Genomic DNA, 22,001 nt, shown 5'->3' on the forward strand with positions numbered 1-22,001 from the left:
CCCGGGCCCACCGGCCACGACATCCTCAACGGTCCACTCTCTCACCCGCGCCGGACGGGTCTGCGCTTTCCGCTGGGGTGTCCGGCGTCGGGTCACTCGGCTGCTCCGGGCCGTCTGCCCGGGCCCGGGTGCCGGACTCCTCCTTGAGACGGTCTTCCATGCCCGCGGGGTTCTCCGTTTCGCCCTCGGTCTCGTGCACCCCGTCGGGGCCTTCCTCCTCGGCTTCACGGGCGGCCGCACGCTTGCGCTGCGTGTACATCCGGAAGCCGGCGAGGACGAGCAGGAGGAAGCCGCCGCCGATGACCAGCATCACGGTGGCCGTGAACTCGGTGACCTTCACGTCGAAGGTGACGGGTTCGCCGTACGCCTGACCGTCCTCCGTGTACAGCTGGGCGATCACCGTGGCCTTGCCGTTGGCCTTGGCCGTCGTGGGGAACTTCACCGTCTGGCTGTGTCCGCCGGAGACCTCGACCTGCTGCTCGTAGTACGACTTGCCGCCGATCTCGAGACGCTTCGGGCTCAGCGAGGTGAGCCGCAGCACCAGGTGGTCCACGCCCTGCACCAGGTTGTTCTGCGCGGTCACCGGGATGGTGGCGCTGCGTCCGGAGAGCTTGGTCTCGGACTTGTCGATCAGCTTGACCTGGTCCTTCAGTTCATCGAGGTACCCCTCCACCTCGTTGCGGAAGCTGGTGGCCTCCGCGGTCCGGCCGCGCCACGACGTGGACATCTCACGGTTCAAGGCCCGCCCGAACGGGGTCACCACCCGGGACTGGTTGGCGAGGATCACCTTGAAGTTGTCGAGCTTCTTCTGCGTGCCGGCGATCTGCGCGAAGGCCGACCGCGGCAGCTCCTGCTTGCGCAGCGAAGAGGGGTACCTGGACGTCGACGGCACCTTCGTGGTGGCCGCCGGGTCGGGCTTGGCGGTGGCGGCCGCCGTGAGGTCCTGGGACTCGGACCAGCTCCCGCCTTGCAGAGCCGTCACCGCCTCGGCCATCACCAGGGCCTGGCGCGACGACGGCAGGCGCTGCGGGGCGATGACGATGCTGCGCTGCTTGTCGGTCTGCAGATTGAGGGCGAGGCTCTGGGCCAGGAACCGCTGTACGGCGAGCGTGGAGGCGGAGGCCCTCGTCAGGTCGCCCTGGAAGGCCGTCGACAGCCGAGCGTCCGCGACCACGGCCGTGGTGCCGCCGCCGATGGGCCGGGCCGCTGAGGGCGTGTACGTCAGACTGCCGGTCTCCTGCAGGCTGTCGCTGCGGGCGATGAGCTTGTCGGCGCCGGCGGAGGTGGCGACCTTGACGATCGAGGGATCGACGGCTCCCTCCACGGGCCAGGCGAAGTCGGTGACCGGTTTCACGTGGAGGATCGTCTCCACCGTGTTGGCGACGACGTCCGTGGCGTTCTTGAGCTGGCTCAGAGAGCCGGTGACGCTCGTGCCGTTGTGGGCGAGGGAGGCGAGGTCCGGGTCGGAGAAGGGCAGCGCGACGACTTCCTTGCCCGCCACAGCCTGCTGCAGCTCGGCCAGCCAGTTGTTGGCGAGCGTCTGATTCTCCTGCGAGCCCGGCCTGGTGGTGTTGCCCGACTTCACGCGGTAGGTGTTCGTCATCGCGTCGACCGAGGCCAGCAGGTCGGGGTCGACCACCCAGGTGACGTCTAGGTTCTTGCCCAGTGACACCAGCTGGTCCAGGCGGCCACCCGGGGCGATCTCCTTGGCGAGGTCGTCGTTGCGGAAGACCGGCGTCTGCTGCTCGTTCGACCCCGTCTCCGCCGTCATGTGGACGGTGGAGAGAAGCGGCCACAGGTACGTCGTCTTCGTCTTCGTGTCCGGCTCGCCGGACTGCCACGGCAGGAACGTGCTCCGCGTGCCGAGCACCTGCTCCCAGGGCTGTGCGGCGGTCTCGCCGGAGAGCGAGACAGCGAACGGATAGACCCCGCTGTTGCCGAGGTCGAGCTCGTCCACCGGTACCGAGATGGAGAAGGGCTGGGCGACGCCAGGGGTCAGCCTGGAGAACTTCTCGACGTACTTGCCGCCGATTTCCGGCCCGGCGGCGGCCTGCGTGTCGGTGCTGCCCCTGGCGGCGCTGTCGATGCCCGAGCGGGTCGTCACCTCGTGGCCCACCCGCAGGCCCACATGTGCGTCGGTGACGGCCTGCTTGCCGTTGTTGGTCACCGTGCCGGACACGGTCAGCGTGTCGCCGTCCGTGGGGGTGCTGGGGCTGAGCGTGTCGACGGCCACGGACACCGTGCCCGAGTCGGCGGCGGCCTGCGCCGAGGTCTGCTCGGTGGCGTGCGCGGACGTGGGCGAGGGCAGCTGGCACAGCCCGGCCAGCAGAGGCGCCCCGGCAAGGAGCGCTCCGGTGCGCCGCAGCCAGCGGCGGGCAGGTGAGGGACTCGTCCCCTGGAAGTCTGCCGCCTCGGCCACGCGCTCGCCCGTCCCTCGTCGTCGTCAGTGGTCGTCGGAATGTGCGTCCACGCATGGTAACGATGCGCGCTGAGGGGAAGTGCCGCGGTCTGCTCCACAAGATCGGGAGACGTGGCCGTGCTGTCCCGATTGTGCAGGTATAAAGGGGGCCTCCTTCACGGGGCTCACGGACAGGTCCTGTGCAGGTCGGGGTGGAGGGTCTGTGCCCGTTTAATGGAGGAGCCCGGGATCGCCTGAGCCACGTACCCTCTTCTGTTGTGCCGAACGCCAACGAAGACAAGCCCAGTGTCCTGAGTCAGGTGCAGCACCGCGCGGTCACTGAACTGCTGCGGGTCGCTCCTGTCGCCGACGACCTCGCCCGCCGATTCCAGGAGGCCGGGTTCTCGCTCGCCCTGGTCGGCGGCTCCGTCCGGGACGCGCTGCTCGGCCGGCTCGGCAATGACCTGGACTTCACGACCGACGCCCGCCCCGAAGACGTACTGAAGATCGTGCGGCCGTGGGCGGACGCCGTCTGGGAGGTCGGGATCGCCTTCGGCACGGTCGGAGCACAGAAGGACGGCTACCAGATCGAGGTCACCACCTACCGGTCGGAGGCGTACGACCGGACCTCGCGCAAGCCCGAGGTGTCGTACGGCGACTCCATCGAGGAGGACCTCGTCCGTCGGGACTTCACCGTGAACGCGATGGCCGTCGCGCTGCCGGAGAAGGAGTTCATCGATCCGCATGGCGGGCTCGACGACCTCGCGGCGCGTGTCCTGCGCACCCCGGGCACCCCCGAGGAGTCCTTCTCCGACGATCCACTGCGGATGATGCGGGCCGCGCGCTTCGCCGCGCAGCTCGACTTCGACGTGGCTCCCGAAGTCGTCACGGCCATGAAGGAGATGTCCGGGCGCATCGGGATCGTCTCGTCGGAGCGGGTACGGGACGAGCTGAACAAGCTGATTCTGTCCGCGCTCCCACGCAAGGGCCTGGCGCTGCTCGTCGACACCGGGATCGCCGACCACGTTCTGCCGGAGCTGCCCGCCCTGCGGTTGGAGAGCGACGAGCACCACCGGCACAAGGACGTCTACGAGCACACACTGATCGTCCTGGAGCAGGCGATCGCGCTGGAGGAGAACGGTCCCGACCTCGTCCTCCGCCTGGCCGCTCTGCTGCACGACATCGGCAAGCCGCGGACACGCCGCTTCGAGAGCGACGGACGGGTCTCGTTCCACCACCACGAGGTGGTCGGGGCGAAGATGACCAAGAAGCGCATGACCGAGCTGAAGTACTCCAACGATCTGGTGAAGGACGTCTCGCACCTGGTCGAACTCCACCTGCGCTTCCATGGGTACGGCGCCGGGGAGTGGACCGACTCCGCGGTCCGTCGTTATGTCAGGGACGCGGGTCCGCTCCTCGACCGTCTCCACAAGCTGACCCGGTCGGACTGCACGACCCGGAACAAGCGAAAGGCGGCCGCGCTGTCCCGGGCGTACGACGGCCTGGAAGAGCGGATCGCCCAGCTCAAGGAGCAGGAGGAGCTGGACGCGATCCGTCCCGATCTCGACGGCAACCAGATCATGGAGAGCCTTGGTGTCGGACCCGGCCCTGCGGTCGGCCGCGCCTACAAGCACATGCTGGAGCTTCGTCTGGAGAACGGGCCGATGGAGCACGACGAGGCGGTGGCCGCACTCAAGGAGTGGTGGGCCGAGCAGGGCTGAAGCCGTGAAACGGGGTCATGTTTCACGTGAAACATGACCCCGGACGCGCGCACGAGGACTGTCTCGGGTCCACTCGGAGGGTGTGTTTCACGTGAAACATGACTCGGTGACGCTCACCAGCGTTCAAAGCGAGCCAGGGCAACGGCGACCGCTCCGTAGATGACGGCGATCGTGAGCACCAGCGGCACCGACCGGCCGTCCGGGGGCAGCATCAGGGCGGCGACCGCGGCGGCACTGACGAAGGCGACGTTGAACAGCACGTCGTAGACGGAGAAGACCCTTCCCCGGAAGCCGTCCTCGACCGAGGACTGGACGATCGTGTCGGTGGCGATCTTCGCCCCCTGGGTCGTCAGGCCCAGCACGAAGGCCGCGGCGAGCATGGGGGCGGGGGCGAACGGCAGGCCCAGGGAGGGCTCCAGGGCCGCGGCGGCCGCCGCGCACACGAGGATCCACTTGCCGGGACCGAGCCGTCCGGCCGCCCACGGCGTCACGACGGCTGCCGCGAAGAAACCTGCGCCGGAGACCCCCAATGCCAGGCCCAGCAGGGCGAGCCCGTCGTCCGTGTCCGAGGAGAACTCGTACCGGCAGAGCATCAGCAGCATGACCAGCAGGGCGCCGTAGCAGAACCGCATCAGCGCCATCGCGCCGAGCGCCCGGGCGGCCTCCCGGCGCGAGGGTGCGGCAAGATGCCGTACGCCCGCCCTCAGGTCGCGGGCGGTGCCGGCGAGCGCCGTCGCGAGTCGATGGGGTACCACGCGGTCGGGGCCCAGCAGTTCCGGCGCCATGCGCAGCGATGCGAGCGCCCCGCACAGGTACAGCGCAGCACCCACCAGCACCACGGCCGCGTCCGAGTCCGCGACCACCAGCCGTACGACGAAGGCGAGACCGCCACCCGCGGTCGCGGCGAGCGTTCCGGCGGTCGGAGAAAGGGAGTTGGCGATCACCAGGCGTTCCGCGTCCACGAGGCGGGGCAGCGCGGCGGACAGGCCGGACAGGACGAAGCGGTTGACGGCGGTGACACACAGCGCGGAGACGTAGAAGAGCCAGTCGGGGACCTGGCTGACGATCAGGACGGCGGTCACCGATGCCATCAGGGCGCGCAGCAGGTTGCCGTACAGGAAGACCTGGCGGCGCCGCCAGCGGTCCAGCAGGACGCCGGCGAAGGGGCCCACCAGGGAGTACGGCAGCAGCAGGATGGCCATCGCTGAGGCGATCGCGGTGGCCGAGGTCTGCTTCTCCGGCGAGAAGACGACGTAGGCGGCGAGACCGACCTGGTAGACGCCGTCGGCGCCCTGCGACAGCAGACGTACGGCGAGGAGGCGTCGGAAGTTCCGGAAGCGGAGGAGGACACGCAGGTCACGGACGACGGCCATGGTGCACAGCCTCACACAAGGGGAGGGCCCCCGGGCGCAATGCCTCGGGGACCCTCGAACACGCGAGCAGACCGGGGCCTTGGCGCGCTGCGTTCTGGCTTGTCAGCGCTCGACTTCGCCCTTGATGAACCTCTCGACGTTGTCGTAGGCCTCGTCGTCGAAGTACTGGACCGGCGGGGACTTCATGAAGTACGAGGACGCCGACAGGATCGGGCCGCCGATGCCGCGGTCCTTGGCGATCTTCGCGGCGCGCAGGGCGTCGATGATGACACCCGCGGAGTTCGGGGAGTCCCAGACCTCGAGCTTGTACTCCAGGTTCAGCGGGACGTCACCGAAGGCACGGCCCTCGAGACGGACGTACGCCCACTTGCGGTCGTCCAGCCAGGCCACGTAGTCGGACGGGCCGATGTGGACGTTGTCGGCACCCATGTCGCGGTCACGGATCTGCGAGGTGACGGACTGCGTCTTCGAGATCTTCTTGGACTCGAGGCGGTCACGCTCGAGCATGTTCTTGAAGTCCATGTTGCCGCCGACGTTGAGCTGCATGGTGCGCTCAAGACGGACACCGCGGTCCTCGAACAGCTTCGCCATCACACGGTGCGTGATGGTGGCACCGACCTGCGACTTGATGTCGTCACCCACGATCGGGACGCCCGCCTCGGTGAACTTGTCCGCCCACTCCTTGGTGCCGGCGATGAAGACCGGGAGGGCGTTGACGAACGCGACCTTGGCGTCGATGGCGGCCTGGGCGTAGAACTTCGCCGCGTCCTCGGAACCGACGGGCAGGTAGCAGACGAGGACGTCGACCTGCTTGTCCTTGAGGATCTGGACGACGTCGACCGGGGTCTCGTCGGACTCCTCGATGGTCTCGCGGTAGTACTTGCCGAGACCGTCGAGCGTGTGACCACGCTGGACCGTGACGCCCTTGTTCGGGACGTCGCAGATCTTGATGGTGTTGTTCTCGCTGGCACCGATGGCGTCCGAGAGGTCGAGGCCGACCTTCTTCGCGTCGACGTCGAAGGCGGCGACGAACTCGACGTCGCCGACGTGGTAGTCGCCGAACTGGACGTGCATCAGGCCGGGCACCTTGGTCGCCGGGTCGGCGTCCTTGTAGTACTCGACTCCCTGCACCAGCGACGCGGCGCAGTTGCCCACGCCGACGATGGCTACGCGAACCGAACCCATTCCGGTTGCTCCCTGTGTGTACGAGTGAGGCCCTGGCAGGGGTCTCACGTGGTGGTGTCGCCGGGCGTATCCGGACCGGGGACGTCCCTGGTCCGGGGCAGAACGCCCGGCGCTCCCTCTGTGTTGTCACGAGCGGGTTCTTCGTGGACGGAACCCTTCAGGTCCCGTCCGGCCCGCTCGCTTTCGATGAGCTCGTTCAGCCAGCGCACTTCGCGCTCCACGGACTCCATTCCGTGGCGCTGGAGCTCAAGCGTGTAGTCGTCGAGGCGCTCCCGGGTGCGGACCAGCGAGGCGCGCATCTTCTCCAGGCGCTCCTCGAGCCGGCTGCGACGGCCCTCCAGGACGCGCATGCGCACATCACGGGAGGTCTGTCCGAAGAAGGCGAAGCGAGCGGCGAAGGTCTCGTCCTCGTACGCGTCGGGCCCGGTCTGTGAAAGGAGCTCCTCGAAGTGCTCCTTACCTTCCGCCGTCAACCGATAGACGATCTTGGCACGACGCCCTGCGAGTGGTGCGGCGAGGGCGTCTTCGGAGGTGTTCCCCGGCTCTTCGATCAACCAGCCGTTCGCGAGCAGCGTCTTGAGGCAGGGGTACAGGGTTCCGTAGCTGAACGCACGGAACACACCCAGTGACGTGTTGAGTCGTTTGCGCAGCTCGTATCCGTGCATCGGGGACTCGCGGAGCAGGCCGAGTACGGCGAACTCAAGGATCCCGGAACGCCGGCTCATGGTCGCCTCCTCCCTGCCGCGACCCGTCGGAACGGGTGCCGTGACGGTCGTTATGCCGAGCTGATGTATCGACTCGATACATCCAGACGATAGAACGGCCTTCCGGTCGCGGCAAGGGCGGGGACGGTGAACGGGATCACATCACTGATTCATGGGAAGCAAGTTGCCTGGTTTGGGGTGAACTTCTGGCCTAGGCAGGTTTTGACGGTGCGTAGTCTGTGCGCCATGCACACCACCGGGAACCGAGTGACGTCTGGGGGGCGTCTTCGCCCTCGGTGCAGTACGGGTGAATGTGTAACCGACCACATCCGTACTTCGGGGGGACCGGAAACAAGCCGCCGTTTCCAGGCGCGCAAAGGTGCGCCTGCCCGAGGAGTAGTCGTTCGATGAGCGAGCACCGTCGCAAACCGCCGCAGCCGCAGGGAGGCGGACGTGCCGCGGCCCGACGCGGCCAGCCCGGTTCGTCCTCCGGCCGCCGCGCGTCTCCGCGCGCCACCGGGTCACTTTCCGACTCCTATGGGGAGAGTTCCCATGAGTCGGATTCCTATGGCCCGGGAGGCGAGGAACGTCAGTTCGGCAGCCGCGCCGAAGCCCGCCGCGCGGCACAGAGAAGTGGTGGAAGCCGACGCAGAGCGCCCGAACCCGCCGGCCGTGGCCGCCGTGGTGGTCCCGGTGGTCCGAACGGCCCTGGACGGGGGCGTGCAGCGGCTTCGGGCAAGAAGCGGCTCATCGACTACCCGCGTGCCGGCAAGTACGGCGTGGGGCGCTGGGTTCCGTCGTGGAAGCTGGTGACGGGCCTGTTCATCGGCTTCTTCGGGGGCTTGGTCGCGGTCGCGGGCGTCGGGTACGCGCTCGTGAGCGTCCCGAACGACCAGCTGACGGCGACGGCTCAGAACAACGTCTACTACTGGGCCAACGGCACCGAGATGGTCGCCACGGGCGGTGAGACGAACCGCCAGAACGTCAACCTCTCGCAGATCCCCAAGGCGATGCAGTACGCCGTCATCTCGCAGGAGAACAAGACCTTCGAGACCGACAGCGGCATCGACCCCAAGGGCATCGCCCGCGCCGTGTTCAACATGGCCCGTGGCGGTGAGACGCAGGGTGGCTCGACCATCACCCAGCAGTACGTGAAGAACGCGAGGCTCAACGACCAGTCCCAGACGATCTCGCGAAAGTTCAAGGAGATCTTCGTCTCCATCAAGGTGGGCGCCACGGTCCCGAAGTCCAAGATCATGGAGGGCTACCTGAACTCCGCGTATTACGGACGCTCGGCCTACGGCATCCAGGCGGCCGCCCGCGCCTACTTCAACAAGGACGCCGTCGACCTGAACGAGGGCGAGTGTGCCTTCCTCGCCGCGACACTCAAGGGCGCCACGTACTACGACCCGGCGGGTGCGCAGTCCATCGACCCGGCCAATGCCACCCCCGAGGCCAACCAGAAGCGGGCCCTGGCACAGATGCAGGACACGCTCGACAAGATGGTCGAGTACGGCCATCTGAGCCCCGCGGTGCGGGCCAAGTACACGGAACTCCCCGCCGTGAAGAACCCGCGTTCGAACAACGAGCTGAGCGGTCAGGTGGGCTACCTCGTCGACCTCGCCAAGGCGTACGTGATCAACAACGACATCATCAGCGCCGATCAGCTGCAGCAGGGCGGCTACTCGATCTACACGACCTTCGACAAGAAGAAGGTCGACGAACTCGAGAAGTCGGTCCAGAAGGTCCAGAAGGCGAACATCAAACCCAAGGAACGCCCGAAGACGGACAAATTCGTCCAGTTCGGTGGCGCTTCTGTGGATCCGACGACCGGCGCCATCAAGGCCATCTACGGCGGTGAGGACGCGACGAAGCACTTCACCAACAACGCCGACGCGACCGGTGCGCAGGTGGGTTCGACCTTCAAGCCGTTCGTGCTCGCGGCGGCGATGAAGTGGGGTGTGCGCGATCCGGACCTGGGCGAGAGCCAGGCACAGGACGAGCGCACGGTCGTCTCCCCGAAGAGTCTGTACAGCGGCAAGAACGACCTCAAGATCAAGAACTACGACGGGTCGATCTGGAAGAACGAGAAGGACAAGGAGTGGCTGCAGGAGAACGACGGCCAGCAGTCGTACGGCAGCCCGCCGAACTACCAGATCGACCTGCGTGAGGCCATGCGGGAATCGGTGAACTCCGCCTTCGTACAGCTCGGCATGGACGTCGGGCTGGACAAGGTGAAGGAGGCGGCCATGGACGCCGGCCTCAAGGAGAACAGCCTCGCGGGCACCAGCTTCCCGTCCTTCTCCATCGGTATCTCCGACCCCAGCGCGATCCGTATGGCGGGTGCGTACGCCACGTTCGCGGCCAGCGGCAAGCAGCGCGAGCCGTTCTCGGTTCAGAAGGTCACGAGCAAGGACGGTCAGATCTACGCGCACAAGGACGAGTCCAAGGACGCGTTCGACCCGAAGGTCGCCGACAACGTCACGGACGTCCTCAAGACCGTGGTCGAGGACGGCACGGGCACCAACGCCCAGTTGAGCGACCGTGAGGTGGCGGGCAAGACCGGTACCACCGACGGCAACAAGTCCGCCTGGTTCGTGGGCTACACCCCGCAGTTGTCCACGTCGATCACCATGTTCCGGATGGACGACGACGAGACCAAGAAGAACCGCCAGTTCCTGGAGATGTTCGGAACGGGTGGCCAGGAGAAGATCCACGGTGCCTCGTTCCCGTCCGAGATCTGGCACGACTACATGGAACAGGCGCTGAAGGGCGTGAAGGCGGAGCCGTTCCCGACTCCCGATCCCATCGGTGTGATCGTCAACGACGTCCCGAGCCCGACGCCCACTCCCACGGTCAGCGAGACCGAACCGTCCGTCAGCCCGACGCCGAGTCCCTCGCCCAGCCTGACGTCGAGCTCTCCGTCGCCCACGCCGACCGAAAGCTGCCAGTTCGACTGGCAGTGCACCGGTGACAACACCGGCGGGGTGGACAACGGAGGCACCACCGACGGCGGTGTGACCTCCTCGCCCACAGAGTCGCCGACAGGCGAGAACGGGAACAACGGCAACAACGGGGGCTTCTTCGGAGGCCCAACCGGATAGCCGTCATATCGCCCACAGAGGGTGTTTCACGTGAAACATGGGCCGCCGCACCCACCAGGTGCGGCGGCCCTCGGCGTACTCCTGGGCGAGTACGGCAGGATGTGCGGCATGCCCAGTGCAGAATCGACGCCAGCGAGCGTGCACGAGCCGGACGTGGTGCGGCCGACCAAGGACGACGAGGTCGCCAGGAGCGGCAGTGAGCTGATCGGTGGCCCCGTCGGACGACGTGCCCTGCTCGGGACGTCCTGGTGGACTCCCGTCCGGATCATCGCTCTCGTGGCGATCGGCATGTTCGCCCTCGGCCTGGTCCAGAAGGCGCCCTGTTACAACGGCGCCTGGTTCTTCGGCGCCAGCTCCCAGTACACGCATGCGTGCTACTCGGACATCCCGCACCTCTATCAGGGGCGCGGCTTCGCCGACGGACTCGTCCCGTACTTCGACAAGCTCCCCGGTGACATGCAGTACCTCGAATACCCGGTGCTGACCGGTGTGTTCATGGAGGTCGCCAGCTGGCTCACGCCCGGCAGCGGCAGCATCCAGGACCAGGAACAGTGGTACTGGATGGTCAACGCCGGAATGCTGATGGCGTGCGCCGCCGTCATCGCCGTCTGCGTGACCCGTACACACGCCCGGCGCCCCTGGGACGGACTGCTGATCGCCCTCGCGCCCGCCGCCGCGCTCACCGCCACCATCAACTGGGACCTGCTCGCGGTCGCCCTGACGGCCGCCGCGATGCTGATGTGGGCCCGGGGCCGGTCCCTCGCCTTCGGCGTCCTGCTGGGGCTCGCCACGGCCGCCAAGCTCTATCCCTTCCTCCTGCTCGGCCCATTGCTCCTGCTGTGCTGGCGCGCCGGCAAGTGGCGAGAGTACGGGACGGCCCTGGTCGGGGCGATCGTCGCCTGGCTGGTCGTGAATCTGCCGGTGATGTTCTTCGCCTTCGACGGCTGGTCGAAGTTCTACACGTTCAGCCAGGAGCGCGGCGTCGACTTCGGCTCCTTCTGGCTGATCTGGTCCCAGAACACGAGCAATCCGCCCAGCACCGAGACCGTGAACACTATGGCCACTCTGCTGATGCTGCTGTGCTGCGGTGGCATCGCGGCGCTGGTGCTCACCGCGCCGCGCCGTCCCCGGTTCGCTCAGCTCGCTTTCCTGATCGTCGCGGCGTTCATCCTCACCAACAAGGTCTACTCGCCGCAGTACGTCCTCTGGTTGGTGCCGCTGGCCGCGCTGGCCCGGCCCAAGTGGCGGGACTTCCTGATCTGGCAGGCGTGCGAGGTGGCGTACTTCCTGGGCATCTGGATGTACCTCGCGTACACGACCAGTGGAGACGCCCACAAGGGCCTGCCGACCGACGGCTATCACTGGGCCATCGCCCTGCACCTGCTGGGCACCCTGTACCTGTGTGTGGTGGTCGTGCGTGACATCCTCATGCCGGAGCGCGACGTGGTACGCCGGGCAGGTGACGACGACCCCTCGGGCGGCGTACTCGACGGCGCGGAGGACGTCTTCGTCCTGGGCCCTGCAACCCATTCGCCGCGCCACGCGGCCCACTTCGACCTGCCTCAGGTGGAGTGGGGCGGCCGGCGAACGGCGTCTTCCTCCGATCCGTCCACGGGCGGTTCGCTCTGAGCGAACGCGACGTGGGCGACCCACGCGAAAGGCCGTACACGGACTCCGTGTACGGCCTTTCGGCTGTTGCTCAACCGCGGCTGCGGAAAAGCCGAGGGCTCAGCGGTCGACGAGCCGGTCGAACTGCGTGGTGGTGTGGCGCAGATGGGCCACCAGCTCCTCACCGACCTTCGGCTCCGGGGCCTCGGCAGGCACGAACAGGATGGAGACCTGCATGTGCGGCGGCTCGGCGAACCAGCGCTGCTTGCCGCCCCAGACGAACGGAGAAAGGTTCCGGTTGACCGTGGCGAGGCCGGCGCGGGCAACGCCCTTGGCGCGCGGCATGACGCCGTGCAGCGCCTTGGGAGCCTCCAGGCCCACCCCGTGGGACGTACCACCCGCCACGACCACCAGGAAGCCGTCCGAGGCCGCCTTCTGCTGCCGGTAGCCGAAGCGGTCGCCCTTGGCGACGCGTGAGACGTCCAGGACCGCCCCGCGGTACTCGGTGGCCTCGTGGTCCCCCAGCCACAACCGCGTGCCGATACGGGCGCGGAAGCGGGTCTGGGGGAACTGCTGCTGCAGCCGGGCCAGGTCCTCGGCCTTGAGGTGACTGACGAACATCGTGTGCAGCGGCAGGCGGGCCGCACGCAGCCGGTCCATCCAGCCGATGACCTCCTCGACGGCGTCCGAGCCGTCGGTGCGGTCCAGCGGCAGGTGGATCGCGAAGCCTTCGAGACGGACGTTCTCTATGGCGGCGTGCAGCTGCGGCAGGTCCTGCTCGCTGATGCCGTGCCGCTTCATCGAGGACATCACCTCGATCACCACACGGGCGCCCACGAGGCCGTACACCCCGTCGATCGACGACACCGAGCGGACGACCCGGTCGGGCAGCGGGACGGGTTCCTCGCCGCGCCGGTACGGCGTCAGCACGAGCAGGTCACCCCCGAACCAGTCCTTGATCCGGGCGGCTTCGTACGTCGTGCCGACGGCGAGGACGTCCGAGCCGAGCCGCGTGGCCTCCTCCGCCAACCGCTCGTGTCCGAAGCCGTAGCCGTTGCCCTTGCAGACCGGGACGAGTCCCGGAAACTGCTCCTGCACGTGCTTGTGGTGCGCCCGCCAGCGCGCAGTGTCGACGTAGAGCGTGAGCGCCATGGCCGGACCTGGAACCTTTCTCGTGGCTGCGGTGTATCAGAGGTATGGGACCTATTGAAGCGAAGAACGCGACGTCAGCGGCGCGACATGTAGATGTCGAGCGCCTTGTGGAGCAGCTTGTTCAGCGGGAAGTCCCACTCGCCGAGGTACTCGGCGGCCTGGCCGCCCGTGCCCACCTTGAACTGGATCAGGCCGAAGAGATGGTCGGTCTCGTCCAGCGAGTCGGAGATGCCCCGCAGGTCGTAGACCGTGCCGCCGAGCGCGTAGGCGTCGCGCAGCATCCGCCACTGCATCGCGTTCGAGGGCCGGACCTCGCGGCCGATGTTGTCGGAGGCGCCGTAGGAGTACCAGACGTGCCCGCCGACGATCAGCATCGTCGCCGCCGACAGGTTCACGCCGTTGTGCCGGGCGAAGTACAGCCGCATGCGATTGGGGTCCTCGGTGTTGAGGGCCGTCCACATGCGCTGGAAGTACGACAGCGGGCGGGGCCGGAAGTGGTCGCGCACGGCCGTGATCTCGTACAGGCGCTGCCACTCCTCGAGGTCGTGATAGCCGCCCTGGACGACCTCGACGCCGGCCTTCTCGGCCTTCTTGATGTTGCGGCGCCACAGCTGGTTGAAGTTCTTGTGGACCTCTTCCAGGGAGCGGTTCGCCAGCGGCACCTGATAGACGTAACGGGGCTGGACGTCGCCGAAGCCGGCCCCGCCGTCCTCCCCCTGCTGCCAGCCCATGCGGCGCAGCTTGTCGGCCACCTCGAAGGCGCGCGGTTCGATGAAGTCGGCCTCGATGTCCCGCAGCCGCTTCACGTCAGGGTTCTGAATGCCCGCCTTGATGGAGGTGGCCTCCCAGCGCCGGATGATCACCGGCGGGCCCATCTTCACGGAGAAGGCGCCCTGGTGCTTGAGGTGCGCGAGCATCGGTTCAAGCCACTCGGTGAGATTCGGCGCGAACCAGTTGATGACCGGGCCCTCGGGCAGATAAGCGAGGTAGCGCTTGATCTTGGGCAGTTGCCGGTAGAGGACGAGACCCGCGCCGACCAGTTCACCACTACGGTCGTCGAACCAGCCGAGGCTCTCGGAGCGCCACTCCGCCTTGACGTCGGCCCAGGCCGGAACCTGCATGTGGCTCGCCGACGGCAGGCTCTGGATGTATGCCAGATGCTGCTCGCGACTGATCGTCCTCAGGGTCAGGCTCATTCGGGGCGCTCCTCGGGCTGGTGTGGCCCCATGGGTAAGGGGGCTCCGGCTCTCGCGCCGAAGCCTACTGCGCCTTGCGAGCGCCCTGACTGGGCGTATGGAACCTTGGCCTCGGCCTGTTGGCCGCCGAGGCGTTCCGCCGCGTTTTGTGAGGGTTCAGCGGACGGTGTCCGTGGCGTCAGTCAGAAACCACCGAAGAGACCGCCGTGCGCCATGCCGAGGAAGAAGCCGACCCCCGCCGCGCCCAGACCGAGGATCAGCCCGAAGCGTTCCCGGGTCGTCTCGGAGATCCACTGCCCGTACGCGCCGGTGAGGATCCCCACGAGGCCGGTCCAGGAGCTGAGCAAATGCAGGCTGTGGAACATCGCCGTGACGAACGAGGTGAAGCCCAGCACCAGGGTCACCGCGAGCAGCGTGTCCTGGAGCGGGTGGGGCTTGCCGTCCGTGGCGAAAAGGCCTCCGACGGTGTTGGGTCGCATTGCCTGTGCCATAGGGCACCTCCTGCGGAAGACGGCGCATCGTAGCGCCATACACACCCGATGTGTACAGATTGACGGTCCGGGCGGCCGGATTTCAACCGGAAGCCGCTGTACGGGTAGTCTGTAGCGTCTGCACCGGTGTCTGCCCACGGTCATGACAAACGACTCCCCTTCGGGACCCCCGATTGTCAGTGGCGGCCGATACCGTTGCGTACGCATCACAACCCTCCTGCCACGGAACTGCCGTGGCCGTTGAGTCCAAAGGAGGTGGGTTCTACATGCGTCACTACGAGGTGATGGTCATCCTCGACCCCGATCTGGAGGAGCGCGCTGTCGCCCCCCTGATCGAGAACTTCCTCTCCGTCGTCCGTGAGGGCAACGGAAAGGTCGAGAAGGTCGACACCTGGGGCCGTCGTCGTCTCTCGTACGAGATCAAGAAGAAGCCTGAGGGCATCTACTCGGTCATCGACCTGCAGGCCGAGCCTGCGGTCGTCAAGGAGCTCGACCGCCAGATGAACCTGAACGAGTCGGTCCTCCGGACCAAGGTCCTCCGTCCCGAGACCCACTGAGCTCTCCCGCTCAGCTGATCTCGGATTCCGAGTAGCAGCAGCACTAGCAGCCAGCAGCAAACCCGCCGAGAGGTTCCCCCATGGCAGGCGAGACCGTCATCACGGTCGTCGGCAATCTTGTCGACGACCCCGAGCTGCGCTTCACCCCTTCCGGTGCGGCGGTCGCGAAGTTCCGTGTCGCGTCCACCCCCCGCACCTTCGACCGTCAGACGAACGAGTGGAAGGACGGCGAGAGCCTGTTCCTGACCTGCTCGGTCTGGCGTCAGGCGGCTGAGAACGTCGCCGAGTCGCTCCAGCGAGGCATGCGCGTCATCGTGCAGGGCCGGCTGAAGCAGCGGTCCTACGAGGACCGTGAGGGCGTCAAGCGCACGGTCTACGAGCTGGACGTCGAGGAAGTCGGCGCCAGCCTGCGCAGTGCCACGGCCAAGGTCACCAAGACCGCTGGCCGCGGTGGCCAGGGTGGTTTCAGTGGCGGTGGCGGTGGCGGTGGCGGCGCCCAGGGTGGTGGCAGCTGGGGCGGTGGCTCCGGCGGCGGCCAGCAGGGCGGCGGCAGTGCTCCTGCCGACGACCCGTGGGCGACCGGCGCTCCCGCCGGTGGCAACCAGGGCGGCGGCGGTGGCGGCGGCTGGGGTGGAAACTCCGGCGGCGGCGGTACTGGCGGCGGCTACTCGGACGAGCCCCCCTTCTAGGCCTTCGGGCCAAGGGTGGGTCGTTCCCACACTTCTTGATCACACAGGAGATACACCATGGCGAAGCCGCCTGTGCGCAAGCCGAAGAAGAAGGTCTGCGCATTCTGCAAGGACAAGGTCACGTACGTGGACTACAAGGACACGAACATGCTGCGGAAGTTCATTTCCGACCGCGGCAAGATCCGTGCCCGCCGCGTGACCGGCAACTGCACGCAGCACCAGCGTGACGTCGCCACGGCCGTGAAGAACAGCCGTGAGATGGCGCTGCTGCCCTACACCTCCACTGCGCGATAAGGGAAGGGTGACCGAAACATGAAGATCATCCTCACCCACGAGGTCTCCGGCCTCGGTGCCGCGGGCGACGTCGTTGACGTCAAGGACGGTTACGCTCGCAACTACCTGATCCCGCGGAACTTCGCGATTCGCTGGACCAAGGGTGGCGAGAAGGACGTCGAGCAGATTCGTCGTGCTCGCAAGATCCACGAGATTCAGACCATCGAGCAGGCCAACGCTGTGAAGGCCCAGCTCGAGGGCGTCAAGGTCCGCCTGGCCGTTCGCTCCGGCAACGCCGGTCGTCTCTTCGGTTCCGTCACCCCGGCCGACGTCGCTTCCGCGATCAAGGCTTCCGGTGGCCCCGAGGTCGACAAGCGCCGCATCGAGCTCGGCGCGCCGATCAAGACGCTGGGCGCCCACGAGACGTCCGTGCGTCTGCACCCCGAGGTTGCCGCCAAGGTCAACATCGAGGTCGTCGCGGCCTGATCGCCGCACTCGGCTTGAAGTGCTGAGAGAAGGGGCCGCACCCATCCAGGTGCGGCCCCTTCTGCGTGCCGGAGGGCAGGAATCGGCACCCATGTTTCACGTGAAACGCCGGTTTCACGTGAAACAGTCAGCGCGTCGCGCCCGTCACCAGCCAGCGCCCGGAGCGGGCGCGCAGCCAGAGTGTCAGCATGCGCACGGCCATCATCAGTGTCATGGCAGCCCAGAGCGCCGTGAGCCCACCGCCGAGGGCAGGAACCAGGAAGGCGGCCGGGATGAACACCGCAAGGGTGACCAGCATCGCCCACGCCAGGTAGGGACCGTCGCCCGCGCCCATGAGGACTCCGTCCAGGACGAAGACGACGCCACAGATCGGCTGTGAAAGGGCGACGATCACCAGAGCGGGCAGGGCGGCGTCCTTCACCATCGAATCGTTGGTGAACAGGGGCAGGAATACCGGGCGGCTGATCACGACCAATAGGCCGAGCAGGACGCCCACCGCGAGGCCCCACTGCACCATGCGACGACACACGTTGCGAGCGCCCTCCGGGTCATTGGCACCGAGATAGCGACCGATGATGGCTTGTCCGGCGATGGCGATGGCATCCAGCGCGAACGCGAGCAGGCTCCACAGCGACAGGATGATCTGGTGCGCCGCGATGTCGGCGTCGCCGAGGCGGGCTGCAACGGCGGTGGCGATCATCAGGATGGCACGCAGCGAAAGCGTGCGGACGAGCAGAGGAATGCCGGCCTGTGCCGAGGACCGGATCCCGGCGGCGTCGGGCCTGAGCGACGCCCCGTGCCGACGGGCACCGCGGACCACGACCACGAGATAGGCGGCGGCCATGCCACACTGCGCGATGACGGTGCCCCAGGCAGATCCCGCGATGCCGAGGCCGGCGCCGTAGACGAGACCCACATTGAGGACGGCGTTGGCGATGAAGCCGGCGATGGCTACGTACAGCGGTGTCTTGGTGTCCTGCAGTCCGCGCAGGACACCGGTGGCGGCGAGCACGACGAGCATGGCCGGGATGCCCAGGGCTGAGATCCGTAGATAGGTGATCGCGTACGGGGCGGCGGTCTCGGATGCGCCGAAAAGTTCCACGACGGCCGGAGCCGTGGGCAGGACGGTGGCGATGACGCCGGCGCCGAGCAGCAGGGCCAGCCAGATGCCGTCCATGCCCTGGCGGATGGCGGCCTGGAGGTCGCCCGCGCCGACGCGGCGGGCCACGGCGGCCGTGGTGGCGTAGGCGAGGAAGACGAAGATGCTGACGGCGGTCACTAGGAGAGCCGAGGCGATGCCGAGTCCGGCGAGTTGGGCCGTGCCGAGATGGCCCACGATCGCACTGTCGACCATGACGAAAAGGGGCTCGGCGACAAGCGCGCCGAAGGCCGGTACGGCCAGCGCCACGATCTCTCGATCGTGGCGACGGCGGGTGGCCTTGGGGGTCGCGGGAGCCTGTGTCATGAGCACTAATCTAATCGTCCACAGGTAAGAGATGCAATGCCTAAATGACCCTTACCTATCGTCGCGCCATGCGCTCTTCTGTGCACAGTCTGATGTGATCTTGGTCTGACTGAGAAAGTTTTTCTTCTGCACAGCCAGTGGACGGGGAAAGGGCAGGTCAGGAGGGTTGTCTCGCGAGGTGGCGAAGCTTGTTCACAGGGCTGTCCACCGGGTCGTGCACAGGTTTTGCCGACTTCTCCACAGCATCCGGGCCGTCGTCCACATGGCCTGTGGATAACCAGATTGGCTGACGGTGCCCGCGGGCCTACCGTGGACCGACGCCCACTCCGTCCGTCGGCCTGGAAACCATCACAAAGCCGACGCGCCAGAACCGGAGTTGGGCGTCTCATTTGTCAGTGGCGTGCCGTAGAAAAGAGGGGCACGCCGAAGGTCCGCTCTGCGGACGGGAGGAGGTGGCTCGGTGAGTATTTCCGAGCCCTTGGACGACCCCTGGGCCGACAGCGGTCCCAGTGATCGTCTGCCCGCCTCCCGACGTCGCGGCGACGGAGCCCGCGGCCGCGACGAACAGCACGACCGAGGCACGGAGAACGGGGCTTGGGAGGGGGGCGGTTCGTCCTTCGAGCGAGTTCCGCCGCAGGATCTCGACGCCGAGCAGTCCGTACTGGGCGGCATGCTCCTTTCCAAGGACGCCATCGCTGATGTCGTCGAGGTCCTGAAGGGCCACGACTTCTACAAGCCCGCGCACGAAACGATCTACCAGGCGATCCTCGACGTCTACGCCAAGGGCGAGCCGGCCGACCCCATCACGATCGCCGCCGAACTCACCAAGCGCGGCGAGATCAACAAGGTCGGCGGGGCGTCGTATCTGCACACCCTCGTCCAGACCGTGCCGACGGCGGCGAACGCCGAGTACTACGCGGAAATCGTCCACGAGCGTGCCGTGCTGCGTCGCCTGGTCGAGGCCGGTACCCGCATCACGCAGATGGGGTACGCGGCCGACGACGACGTCGACGAGATCGTCAACCGGGCCCAGGCGGAGATCTACGCGGTCACCGAGCAGCGCACCAGCGAGGACTACCTGCCCCTCGGCGACATCATGGAGGGTGCGCTCGACGAGATCGAGGCGATCGGCTCGCGCAGCGGTGAGATGACCGGAGTGCCCACCGGTTTCACGGACTTCGACTCGCTGACCAACGGCCTGCACCCGGGCCAGATGATCGTCATCGCCGCCCGTCCCGCCATGGGCAAGTCCACCCTCGCGCTGGACTTCGCGCGGGCCGCGTCGATCAAGAACAATCTGCCGAGCGTCATCTTCTCCCTCGAAATGGGCCGCAATGAGATCGCGATGCGCCTGCTGTCCGCCGAGGCGCGCGTGGCCCTGCACCACATGAGATCCGGCACGATGACCGACGAGGACTGGACACGCCTGGCCCGGCGCATGCCGGACGTCTCGGCAGCGCCGCTGTTCATCGACGACTCCCCGAACCTGTCGATGATGGAGATCCGTGCCAAGTGCCGGCGCCTCAAACAGCGCAACGACATCAGGCTGGTGGTCATCGACTATCTCCAGCTGATGCAGTCCGGTGGCTCGAAGCGTGCGGAGAACCGTCAGCAGGAGGTCTCGGACATGTCCCGAAACCTCAAGCTGCTGGCCAAGGAGCTGGAGGTGCCGGTCATCGCGCTCTCCCAGCTGAACCGTGGTCCCGAGCAGCGCACGGACAAGAAGCCCATGGTCTCCGACCTGCGTGAGTCCGGTTCCATCGAGCAGGACGCCGACATGGTCATCCTGCTGCACCGTGAGGACGCCTACGAGAAGGAGTCCCCCCGCGCGGGCGAGGCCGACCTGATCGTGGCCAAGCACCGTAACGGCCCGACGGCGACGATCACGGTGGCCTTCCAGGGCCACTACTCGCGTTTTGTGGACATGGCGCAGACCTGATCCCGGAGTGTGCCGGTCCGATCGGCCGGGCACGTGCCGGACGCCATCACCGACGCCGGTCCCGTGTCCACGGCGGCCTGATGAGGGCCCTCCGGCCCAGCACCCTGCAGACTCGACGACCGAGTGCCCCGCGGGGTGGACTGGGGCCATGACGACACCTCAGGATGATTTGCTTCCCGGCACGCGCCGGGCGCTGTCGCACCGGATTGCCGTGGCGCAGGCGGAAGGACGAGCGCCTTCGCTGGTCGCGTCGGTCGTACGGGACGGGCGGGCCGTGTGGCACGGTTCGCGGACCTCGGTGGAGGGGCACGGCCCCGACGAGAACGTGCAGTACCGGATCGGGTCGATCACCAAGACCTTCACCGCCGTTCTCGTGCTGCGGCTGCGCGACGAGGGCGCGCTCGACCTCGGTGACCCGCTGGAGAAACACCTGTCGGGAACCGGTGCGGGAGAGGCCACGATCGCCGAACTGCTCGCCCACACGAGCGGGCTGGCGGCCGAGTCCCCCGCGCCGTGGTGGGAGCGCACCCCGGGGTCCCTGCGTCCCGAACTCGCCGACATACTGGGGGAGCAGCCCTTCCGGCATCCGGCAGGCCGCCGTTTCCATTACTCGAACCCCGGCTACAGCCTGCTGGGCGCGCTCCTCGAGAAGCTGCGCGGGGCTCCGTGGGAGGAGGTACTGCGCAACGAGGTACTCGAGCCTCTGGGCCTCGATCGTACGAGCGCGCGGCCCCAGGCCCCTCATGCCGGTGCCTGGGCGGTGCACCCGTGGGCCGACGTGATGCTGCCCGAACCCACGGAGGACCTTGGGCTGATGGCTCCGGCCGGGCAACTCTGGTCCACCACCGGCGACTTGGCGAAGTTCGCCGCCTTCCTGGCGAAGGGGGACGACCGGGTCTTGAGCGCGGCGACCGTGCTGGAGATGCGGACACCCGCGGCGCCGGCCGAGGCCACGGATGTCGTGGACGGTGCCACCTATGGGCTCGGCCTGCAGATCCAGCACCGGGACGGACGGTTGCTCGTGGGGCACTCGGGTTCGCTGCCGGGCTTCCTCGCGAACCTCACCATCAGCGTGGCGGACGGCGTCGCGGCGGTGGTTATGGCCAACTGCACCTCCGGCCCGCTGTTGTCGGCCGTGAGTGCAGACCTCGTACGAATCGTCGCCGAGTCCGAGCCCCGCTTCCCCGATCCATGGCAGCCGCTGCGCGAAGTCGACGCGGCCACGCTCGAGTTGGCTGGACAGTGGTACTGGGGAACGCATGCCTTCGCCCTGCGGCTGACGGCCGACGGGCTCGTCTCGCTGGGCCCGCTCTCCGGCAACGGCCGTCGTTCCCGGTTCCGGGCGAACGGTGACGGAACCTGGACGGGCCTGGAGGGCTATTACGCCGGGGAGCTCTTGAAGGCCGTACGGCGCCCGGACGGAGCCGTGAGCCATCTCGACCTGGGGACGTTCGTCTTCACGCGCCAGCCGTACGGCGAGGGGGCTTCCCTGCCCGGTGGAGTGGATCCCGAGGGTTGGCGCGGCATCGGCTGACGCGCCGGCATGGCGAGGGGGGCCTTTTCCCCTGGAACAGGGCCCCCTACCCCCCTCCAACCAGAGAATCCCGGCGCTCTGGGCTCCCCATTCAAACCTGAACGTTGAACCAAAACGAGCAGAGGC

General features: G+C 67.5%; 17 protein-coding genes. 9 read left to right on the forward strand and 8 right to left on the reverse strand.

Features of this window, described 5'->3' with window-relative positions; genetic code table 11:
• Positions 1-25: 25 nt before the first annotated feature.
• Complete coding sequence (locus ACZ5XS_RS26945) at positions 26-2,419, reverse strand: DUF6049 family protein (RefSeq protein ID WP_468655479.1); 2,394 nt, start codon at positions 2,417-2,419, stop codon at positions 26-28.
• 257 nt (positions 2,420-2,676) lie between these two features.
• Here ACZ5XS_RS26945 and ACZ5XS_RS26950 point away from each other — a divergent pair, with 257 nt between their 5' ends.
• A complete protein-coding gene (locus ACZ5XS_RS26950; RefSeq protein WP_468655481.1) occupies positions 2,677-4,119 on the forward strand; it encodes a CCA tRNA nucleotidyltransferase in 1,443 nt (480 codons plus the stop codon).
• A gap of 113 nt (positions 4,120-4,232) precedes the next feature.
• Here the strand turns inward: ACZ5XS_RS26950 and ACZ5XS_RS26955 are convergent, their stop codons facing one another.
• The 3 genes from ACZ5XS_RS26955 to ACZ5XS_RS26965 all read right to left on the reverse strand — a co-directional run bounded on the left by ACZ5XS_RS26955 (position 4,233) and on the right by ACZ5XS_RS26965 (position 7,402).
• Complete coding sequence (locus ACZ5XS_RS26955; RefSeq protein WP_468655483.1) at positions 4,233-5,492, reverse strand: MFS transporter; 1,260 nt, start codon at positions 5,490-5,492, stop codon at positions 4,233-4,235.
• 102 nt (positions 5,493-5,594) lie between these two features.
• Complete coding sequence (locus ACZ5XS_RS26960; protein WP_468655485.1) at positions 5,595-6,677, reverse strand: inositol-3-phosphate synthase; 1,083 nt, start codon at positions 6,675-6,677, stop codon at positions 5,595-5,597.
• A gap of 44 nt (positions 6,678-6,721) precedes the next feature.
• On the reverse strand, positions 6,722-7,402 hold the full coding sequence (locus tag ACZ5XS_RS26965) for a PadR family transcriptional regulator (protein WP_468655487.1): 681 nt from the start codon (positions 7,400-7,402) through the stop codon (positions 6,722-6,724).
• 386 nt (positions 7,403-7,788) lie between these two features.
• Between ACZ5XS_RS26965 and ACZ5XS_RS26970 the strand changes: the two genes are divergently transcribed.
• A complete protein-coding gene (locus ACZ5XS_RS26970) occupies positions 7,789-10,485 on the forward strand; it encodes a transglycosylase domain-containing protein (RefSeq protein WP_468655489.1) in 2,697 nt (898 codons plus the stop codon).
• 108 nt (positions 10,486-10,593) lie between these two features.
• Positions 10,594-12,114: a glycosyltransferase family 87 protein gene (locus ACZ5XS_RS26975; protein WP_468655491.1), complete on the forward strand. Its 1,521-nt coding sequence runs from the start codon at positions 10,594-10,596 to the stop codon at positions 12,112-12,114.
• A gap of 99 nt (positions 12,115-12,213) precedes the next feature.
• On the opposite strand, the gene ACZ5XS_RS26980 is transcribed toward ACZ5XS_RS26975, so the two are convergent.
• From ACZ5XS_RS26980 to ACZ5XS_RS26990, 3 genes are all read right to left on the reverse strand, one after another.
• The gene (locus ACZ5XS_RS26980; protein WP_468655493.1) at positions 12,214-13,245 is read right to left on the reverse strand and encodes an alanine racemase; all 1,032 of its coding nucleotides are present in this window, start codon (positions 13,243-13,245) and stop codon (positions 12,214-12,216) included.
• A 74-nt stretch (positions 13,246-13,319) separates the two neighbouring features.
• The gene (gene femX / locus ACZ5XS_RS26985) at positions 13,320-14,441 is read right to left on the reverse strand and encodes a peptidoglycan bridge formation glycyltransferase FemX (RefSeq protein ID WP_217234895.1); all 1,122 of its coding nucleotides are present in this window, start codon (positions 14,439-14,441) and stop codon (positions 13,320-13,322) included.
• Between the two features lie 182 nt (positions 14,442-14,623).
• A complete protein-coding gene (locus ACZ5XS_RS26990; RefSeq protein WP_217234896.1) occupies positions 14,624-14,932 on the reverse strand; it encodes a hypothetical protein in 309 nt (102 codons plus the stop codon).
• A 266-nt stretch (positions 14,933-15,198) separates the two neighbouring features.
• On the opposite strand from ACZ5XS_RS26990, the gene rpsF reads away from it, so the two are divergent.
• The 4 genes from rpsF (at position 15,199) to rplI (ending at position 16,937) form a co-directional block, all read left to right on the forward strand.
• Positions 15,199-15,489 (forward strand): 30S ribosomal protein S6, encoded by a 291-nt coding sequence (gene rpsF / locus ACZ5XS_RS26995; RefSeq protein ID WP_005482942.1) that lies wholly within the window; start codon positions 15,199-15,201, stop codon positions 15,487-15,489.
• 80 nt (positions 15,490-15,569) lie between these two features.
• On the forward strand, positions 15,570-16,178 hold the full coding sequence (locus tag ACZ5XS_RS27000) for a single-stranded DNA-binding protein (protein WP_468655495.1): 609 nt from the start codon (positions 15,570-15,572) through the stop codon (positions 16,176-16,178).
• Between the two features lie 57 nt (positions 16,179-16,235).
• Positions 16,236-16,472 carry a 30S ribosomal protein S18 gene (gene rpsR, locus ACZ5XS_RS27005; protein ID WP_003949403.1) on the forward strand — a complete coding sequence of 79 codons (237 nt, stop codon included), beginning with the start codon at positions 16,236-16,238 and terminating at the stop codon, positions 16,470-16,472.
• A gap of 18 nt (positions 16,473-16,490) precedes the next feature.
• Complete coding sequence (rplI, locus tag ACZ5XS_RS27010; protein ID WP_468655497.1) at positions 16,491-16,937, forward strand: 50S ribosomal protein L9; 447 nt, start codon at positions 16,491-16,493, stop codon at positions 16,935-16,937.
• A gap of 127 nt (positions 16,938-17,064) precedes the next feature.
• On the opposite strand, the gene ACZ5XS_RS27015 is transcribed toward rplI, so the two are convergent.
• Positions 17,065-18,402, reverse strand: coding sequence for an MATE family efflux transporter (locus tag ACZ5XS_RS27015; RefSeq protein ID WP_468655499.1), 1,338 nt, complete (start codon positions 18,400-18,402; stop codon positions 17,065-17,067).
• Positions 18,403-18,862: 460 nt separating this feature from the next.
• On the opposite strand from ACZ5XS_RS27015, the gene dnaB reads away from it, so the two are divergent.
• Both dnaB and ACZ5XS_RS27025 read left to right on the forward strand, forming a co-directional pair.
• Positions 18,863-20,341, forward strand: a complete 1,479-nt coding sequence (gene dnaB / locus ACZ5XS_RS27020) for a replicative DNA helicase (protein ID WP_468655501.1) — start codon at positions 18,863-18,865, stop codon at positions 20,339-20,341.
• Between the two features lie 148 nt (positions 20,342-20,489).
• A complete protein-coding gene (locus ACZ5XS_RS27025) occupies positions 20,490-21,875 on the forward strand; it encodes a serine hydrolase domain-containing protein (protein WP_468655503.1) in 1,386 nt (461 codons plus the stop codon).
• Positions 21,876-22,001 lie beyond the last annotated feature (126 nt).

It is taken from the genome of Streptomyces sp. NPDC033131 (assembly GCF_055578365.1).

Bases quoted from the DNA above. Each gene is read 5' to 3' on its own strand.
- ACZ5XS_RS26955 (WP_468655483.1), bottom strand. From the start codon at position 5,492: ATGGCCGTCGTCCGTGACCTGCGTGTCCTCCTCCGCTTCCGGAACTTC.
- ACZ5XS_RS26960 (WP_468655485.1), bottom strand. From the start codon at position 6,677: ATGGGTTCGGTTCGCGTAGCCATCGTCGGCGTGGGCAACTGCGCCGCG.
- ACZ5XS_RS26965 (WP_468655487.1), bottom strand. From the start codon at position 7,402: ATGAGCCGGCGTTCCGGGATCCTTGAGTTCGCCGTACTCGGCCTGCTC.
- ACZ5XS_RS26970 (WP_468655489.1), top strand. From the start codon at position 7,789: ATGAGCGAGCACCGTCGCAAACCGCCGCAGCCGCAGGGAGGCGGACGT.
- ACZ5XS_RS26975 (WP_468655491.1), top strand. From the start codon at position 10,594: ATGCCCAGTGCAGAATCGACGCCAGCGAGCGTGCACGAGCCGGACGTG.
- ACZ5XS_RS26980 (WP_468655493.1), bottom strand. From the start codon at position 13,245: ATGGCGCTCACGCTCTACGTCGACACTGCGCGCTGGCGGGCGCACCAC.
- femX (WP_217234895.1), bottom strand. From the start codon at position 14,441: ATGAGCCTGACCCTGAGGACGATCAGTCGCGAGCAGCATCTGGCATAC.
- ACZ5XS_RS26990 (WP_217234896.1), bottom strand. From the start codon at position 14,932: ATGGCACAGGCAATGCGACCCAACACCGTCGGAGGCCTTTTCGCCACG.
- rpsF (WP_005482942.1), top strand. From the start codon at position 15,199: ATGCGTCACTACGAGGTGATGGTCATCCTCGACCCCGATCTGGAGGAG.
- ACZ5XS_RS27000 (WP_468655495.1), top strand. From the start codon at position 15,570: ATGGCAGGCGAGACCGTCATCACGGTCGTCGGCAATCTTGTCGACGAC.
- rpsR (WP_003949403.1), top strand. From the start codon at position 16,236: ATGGCGAAGCCGCCTGTGCGCAAGCCGAAGAAGAAGGTCTGCGCATTC.
- rplI (WP_468655497.1), top strand. From the start codon at position 16,491: ATGAAGATCATCCTCACCCACGAGGTCTCCGGCCTCGGTGCCGCGGGC.
- ACZ5XS_RS27015 (WP_468655499.1), bottom strand. From the start codon at position 18,402: ATGACACAGGCTCCCGCGACCCCCAAGGCCACCCGCCGTCGCCACGAT.
- ACZ5XS_RS27025 (WP_468655503.1), top strand. From the start codon at position 20,490: ATGACGACACCTCAGGATGATTTGCTTCCCGGCACGCGCCGGGCGCTG.